The 5,096-nt window shown below is 42.6% G+C and carries 5 protein-coding genes; all 5 read left to right on the top strand.

The genetic code is table 11. The annotated features are described in order from the left end of the window. Window positions 1–1,190, top strand: a 1,190-nt coding sequence (locus DOT_RS28765; protein ID WP_242833845.1) for a hypothetical protein, incomplete at its 5' end; no start/stop codon positions are given. A gap of 805 nt (window positions 1,191–1,995) precedes the next feature. Next, window positions 1,996–2,574 carry a MarR family transcriptional regulator gene (locus DOT_RS14735; RefSeq protein ID WP_009620282.1) on the top strand — a complete coding sequence of 193 codons (579 nt, stop codon included), beginning with the start codon at window positions 1,996–1,998 and terminating at the stop codon, window positions 2,572–2,574. 110 nt (window positions 2,575–2,684) lie between these two features. Further along, window positions 2,685–4,046: an MATE family efflux transporter gene (locus tag DOT_RS14730; protein WP_009620281.1), complete on the top strand. Its 1,362-nt coding sequence runs from the start codon at window positions 2,685–2,687 to the stop codon at window positions 4,044–4,046. Between the two features lie 141 nt (window positions 4,047–4,187). Further along, window positions 4,188–4,325, top strand: a complete 138-nt coding sequence (locus DOT_RS31880) for a hypothetical protein (RefSeq protein ID WP_009620280.1) — start codon at window positions 4,188–4,190, stop codon at window positions 4,323–4,325. A gap of 347 nt (window positions 4,326–4,672) precedes the next feature. Further along, window positions 4,673–5,053: a DUF4440 domain-containing protein gene (locus DOT_RS14725; RefSeq protein WP_009620279.1), complete on the top strand. Its 381-nt coding sequence runs from the start codon at window positions 4,673–4,675 to the stop codon at window positions 5,051–5,053. The last annotated feature ends 43 nt before the right edge of the window (window positions 5,054–5,096 follow it).

Below are 5,096 nucleotides of genomic sequence, written 5' to 3'. Positions count from 1 at the left end.
ATGCCAAAACTCAAGGTGAGCTGCAAATCCTCTCCAACAGTCTTCGCTTGAAAATCCTTGTCTATCCACAGAAATATGCCCTGACAATGTCCAGCACACCGGGTATTCGCCTGTCGGCACAATATGAGAAAGCAAACGGTCAGGGGCAATACTCTGCAAACAAAGGGAACATTGAATATTCCGCAAGCAGCGGACGACTTCTGACCTGGGATAATGCTGGCGGCAAAATAACGGAAAAGGGGACCAGGGCTGAATTCCCGTCGGGGACCCCGGCCTATTGGAGTCCGCTTAATATGGTCAGTCAATTCAGTACGAATAAGCAAAGTGAAATCCCTATATCGATCACGGCCAGTCAAAACGGAACAAAAGTTGCTGAAAAACGAGTTATCATCCACTTTGACGGTTCAACTTTCTTTACTGTTGAGCCCTCCGTCGATGTCATCATCACGGACAGTCTGCAGCTGCCGTCTCCAAATGCAGACACGATCGATGAAGCAGTCAGCCAGGCTGTTAAAAGTCAGGGGAAAAGTTATCTGGCCGGGGAAGTGGTTACCGAGGGACATATTATTCTCGATAGCGAGGAAAAAGACGGTCAAGTCAAAGTATATACCATTGCCAGTATCGGCTGGTTTGGCTTTGAAAACGGAATTTTCACCACGGTCAGCGGCAGCGGTGCCATTCCAACGGTTATGACGTTTTCCCAAAATGAAAGCGGTGCGTATGTTTTGCTCCAATACCAGGAGCCACAGGATGGCGCGCTTTACTTGGGTTCCCTCAAAAAGATGTTTCCGCAAAAATTATGGCCGGAAGTACTGACAGAAGGAAAGCAGTACTCAGAGCTTGTCACCCAAAAGGAAGAGCAGGCGGCGGCCTACCTAAAAAGTATCGGTCGGGATGCGAAAGTCAGTGCCGGTTATGTCGAGAGAAAGTTGGTCGATATCAATGTTGAAGCTTCCAATAAGCTGTTTGCTGAATTGACAAAACATAATTCTTTCCTTAATAGTTGTCCCTATTGGATTGGTTCCAGAGAATTGGTTGAAAACGGGGTACGATATATTTACAAGACTACCCAAAGCAAAACCGCCGACGGGTACGATCTAATTATTTTCCAAAAGAACAAAGAGGATGGCAGCATCGTCACGGAGTCCAAATTTAAGATTGTTGGAAATGAACCGCAGCTGATAGATTGACGTGAGTTCAGCAAAATTGACAAAGCCATTCTTAATTTCATGTTTGTTCTCAGAAACAGTTTGAAGTTACTTATTTAAAGGGGCACCCTTCTTCAAAGGCGCTCACGTTCAATGAGGCAGTTACGGTAAAGCAAATTCCCGGCTGCTCCCTTTTAAACGAGGCTGGGACAGTCCTTAAAAGTTTTGCTAATGTATGCAACTGGCAAGTTCGCGAGCAATATTTGTGCGCATAGATAGAGCAAACCCCGGATTTTTCCGGGGTTTAGAGGAATGTTTTACCAGCTTGTTGGTTTCTTGTAATATGGATTATCAAGAAAAGTGTGGCAAATTGAGCAGTAGATCGTCTCTTCATCGCGATGATCACTTGCACTAAATAAAGTATTTTTACACTTTGGGCAGAAAAATTTAAACATCCTCGTAACTCTTTTCTGTTTTTATATCTTTCTGCTTCGCTTCGCTATATGTATTATACTAGAAATCCAAACGAATTTAACTAGTTGGATCAGATGATATTCATATTTCGTGAGGGCGAAGTGACCGAAAGATAAAAGCTACTTAATAAAAAGCATCCTCTTCCTACCGGAAGAGGATCTTGCGTTAGGGCACATAGATAGTAGCATCGGGATGCCATGTGTCGAAGCATAAGGGGAGATGGAGAGAGAATCCGGGGAATTTGCTCCGGTAGGGGCAGGCATTAGTTTATTATAAGGTACCTTTAAAAAAATGTTGACAAAATACTAAGGTACCTGTATTATATATTAATAAGGTACCTTAATGAAAACAAATTAACGAGGGAGGTAAATATATGCAAGAAAATAACTTTGACTTGATTACGCAACTTACAAGGGTTGAATGGCTGCTTCACAGGTACCATCTACAAAACCACACTCATTTTGGCCCCATGGGAGATCCCCGCAGAGGGCAAGGCAGAGTTTTGGCGATTCTTAAGCTGCAGCCGGAAATCAGCCAAAAAGACTTATCTTACCTGTTGGATATGAGACCGCAGTCCTTAGGAGAACTTCTTTCTAAGCTGGAGAAAAGCGGGTATATTACTCGCGAACAATCGGAAACCGATCGCCGGGTTATGAATATTAAGCTTACCAAAGCAGGAATTGAGGCCACTGAAACACCTGAGCAGGAATTCAGCTTCGACAAGTTGTTTGAATGTCTGAATAAAGAAGAACAAAAGACCATGAGTGGTTTTCTTGACCGGATTATCAAAACACTGGAAACTCAACTGGGGGATGACGAATCAGACTTCAGTTTCGACCCGCGCTTACAAGGGGGAAATCCATTTGATCGCCGTTTTCAATTTGGTCCTCGGCCCGGCATGGGTTATGGACGACGTCCCGGTCCAGCACCGGATAAATCTGAAGAACAATAATCAGTAGCGCAGCAATATGATCTGAAGGCACAACGACAACCTCTGGGAACAGTGCCTTTATTTTTTTGCGCCCATTTTTAGCAATTAACTAGACAAAGGAGGAGTTTAATATGGAAAACAATGAAACAATGGATCAAGTCTCTCTTTACTATCTGGAAAAGGCACCTGTTTCCAAAGCAATTATGCACATGGTTATTCCGATGATGCTGAGTTTTATCGCGACAATTATCTACAACATTACGGATGCCTTTTTTATTGGAAAACTTGACAACACAGCGATGATGGCGTCAGTTACTCTGGCCTTGGCATTTTCCTGCATCTTAATGGCTCTGGGCCACCTGTTCGGAGTGGGCGCGGGAACTTATGTATCAAGACTTTTAGGTGAAAACGATTCGGAAAGCTCCAAAAAAGTTTGTGCCATTAACTTTTGGTCATCAATTATTACTGGGGTCATCTTTATGGCCTTGTGTCTGCCTTTGTTGTCTCCGCTCTTGCATCTTTTGGGAGCAAAGGGGGATACATTGGTCTACACAAGAAATTATATCCGGGTGTTAGTGATTGGCGCTCCGTTTATTATCGCTAATCTTTCTCTGGAAGAAACTGTCCGAGCCGAGGGGGCATCCACTGCCTCGATGATTGGGCTGATATCCGGTGTTGTGGTTAATATAATCCTCGACCCTATTTTCATCTTTCTTCTCCACTTGGACATTATGGGGGCCGCACTTGCTTCTGTGCTTGGTAATGTAGTGTCTGTTGTGTGGTTTATCTATTATCTGCAGAGGAAAAGCACAGTTCAAAGTGTATCAATTAAGGATTTTAAACCCAGCAAAGAGATTTATAAAACGATCCTCAAAGTTGGAATTTCAGCATTTTTGTTGGATGGATTTATGGTAATTACCACCTTGCTTTTTAATAATTATTCCATGCTCTATGGCAATAGTGTTGTTGCCGGGTTAGGTATCTCTCAAAGAGTGATTCAAATTATTGACTTTGTGGGAATGGGCTTTTCAATGGGAACCATACCGCTGATGGCTTATTCCTATTCAGCAAGAAATCAGGAGCGACTCTGGCAAATTATCAAAACTACCCTATTATATATGATGGGTATTACGTTGGGGTTGTCAGTCATTCTATTCGGTCTCAGGTCACAAGTCATTGGTATCTTTAGTATTGATCCTGAGGTTATTGCTATCGGCCAAACAATTCTCTTAGCCCAGCTTTGCTCGACCATCTTTGCCGGTCTATCGGCATTTTTCACAGGGATCTTTCAAGCCTTTGGTCTAGGTGTCCAATCGACGGTTATTTCCTCTCTAAGGGGTATAGTATTTATTCCCATTTTGATTTTCGGGAATTCGTTATTTGCTGTCAATGGCGTTATTTGGGCTAATACAATTTCAGAAGGACTAACCTGTCTGGCAGGGATTATCCTGTTTCTGGGAATCTGGGAAAAAATTAAGCCAGTCTACTCTTAAAGCAGAGTCATCCAATGAGGAATTTGAATTGGCTATCCGGATTGGAGGGACGAAAATGTGAGCAGTGTAGAAAAGGGTTCTTGAATTAATCTTACAAACCCGACTGACGATGAACTTGCCCTTGTAACCAAGGAAACCGGCATGGAATCTGATCGTTTCATAAAGGATGCTTTAGACGATGAAGGACGGCCTCGAATCGAAACTGAGGATGAACAAATTTTAGTGGATCATAAAGAAGCGATAACCGCTCCCGGCAAGGACGGCGGTTATTGCTTATAACTTCGGCAGCTCTTCACATTTTCCTGTGCGAATGTAATAAAGGTCGCTGAGCATCAAGTGAAGGCCGCACCTGTATCGGAATCGGATCCCATATTGCCAACGACCATGGACTGGACGTTCACTGCAGTTCCAATATCATGAGAAATATTCTTAAAACAATAAATGTTCGCACGTTCATTGTTTCAAGTGGAAAACAACAACTCCGCTAGCTCTAACTAAAGTTCTTCCCCTGGAAACCTAAATGAAAAAGGTAAATTCTTCATTGCTGGCGAAAGAACTTATTGATGTTCAGATATAATTATAGTAAGTGGAGGCTGGATGGCATGGATAGAGGTGAATATTGAAAAATGGTATCATTACTCTATGAACAAATATATAATCTAGAAGATAGACTGTTACAACCTGAGATTCGTCGCTCTAGAGAGGAAATTTCAATGCTTCTAGCTGACGATTTTGTTGAATTTGGAGTTTCCGGGCGAACATTCGCTAAATTACAAGTTGTCGAGGAATTACCTCATTCACCTGCAGTTCCAGTGATTATTGAGGATTTTCAAGTGAAAGTCTTATCGCCTGATGTGGTACTTGCTACCTATCGCGCAGTTAAGCCTAATGAATCTAGAGAAGAAATGAGGAATTCATTGCGCAGTTCGATTTGGAAGTTCTTCGATGGAAGGTGGCAAATTTTCTTTCATCAAGGAACCAGAACAATGGAGTCCGGCAAGGAATAAGGGAATAAATACGTTTGATAAATTGAAGATGAAATCGGCTGCA

It is taken from the genome of Desulfosporosinus sp. OT, from assembly GCF_000224515.1.
GTDB lineage: Bacteria > Bacillota > Desulfitobacteriia > Desulfitobacteriales > Desulfitobacteriaceae > Desulfosporosinus.
The sequence above is the reverse complement of the archived record's forward strand: the minus strand, read 5'-3'. Positions and strand labels throughout refer to the sequence as shown.

Excerpts from the sequence above, each read along its gene's own strand:
- DOT_RS31880 (WP_009620280.1), top strand. The coding sequence starts at position 4,188 with ATGGAATCTGATCGTTTCATAAAGGATGCTTTAGACGATGAAGGACGG.
- DOT_RS14735 (WP_009620282.1), top strand. The coding sequence starts at position 1,996 with ATGCAAGAAAATAACTTTGACTTGATTACGCAACTTACAAGGGTTGAA.
- DOT_RS14725 (WP_009620279.1), top strand. The coding sequence starts at position 4,673 with ATGGTATCATTACTCTATGAACAAATATATAATCTAGAAGATAGACTG.
- DOT_RS14730 (WP_009620281.1), top strand. The coding sequence starts at position 2,685 with ATGGAAAACAATGAAACAATGGATCAAGTCTCTCTTTACTATCTGGAA.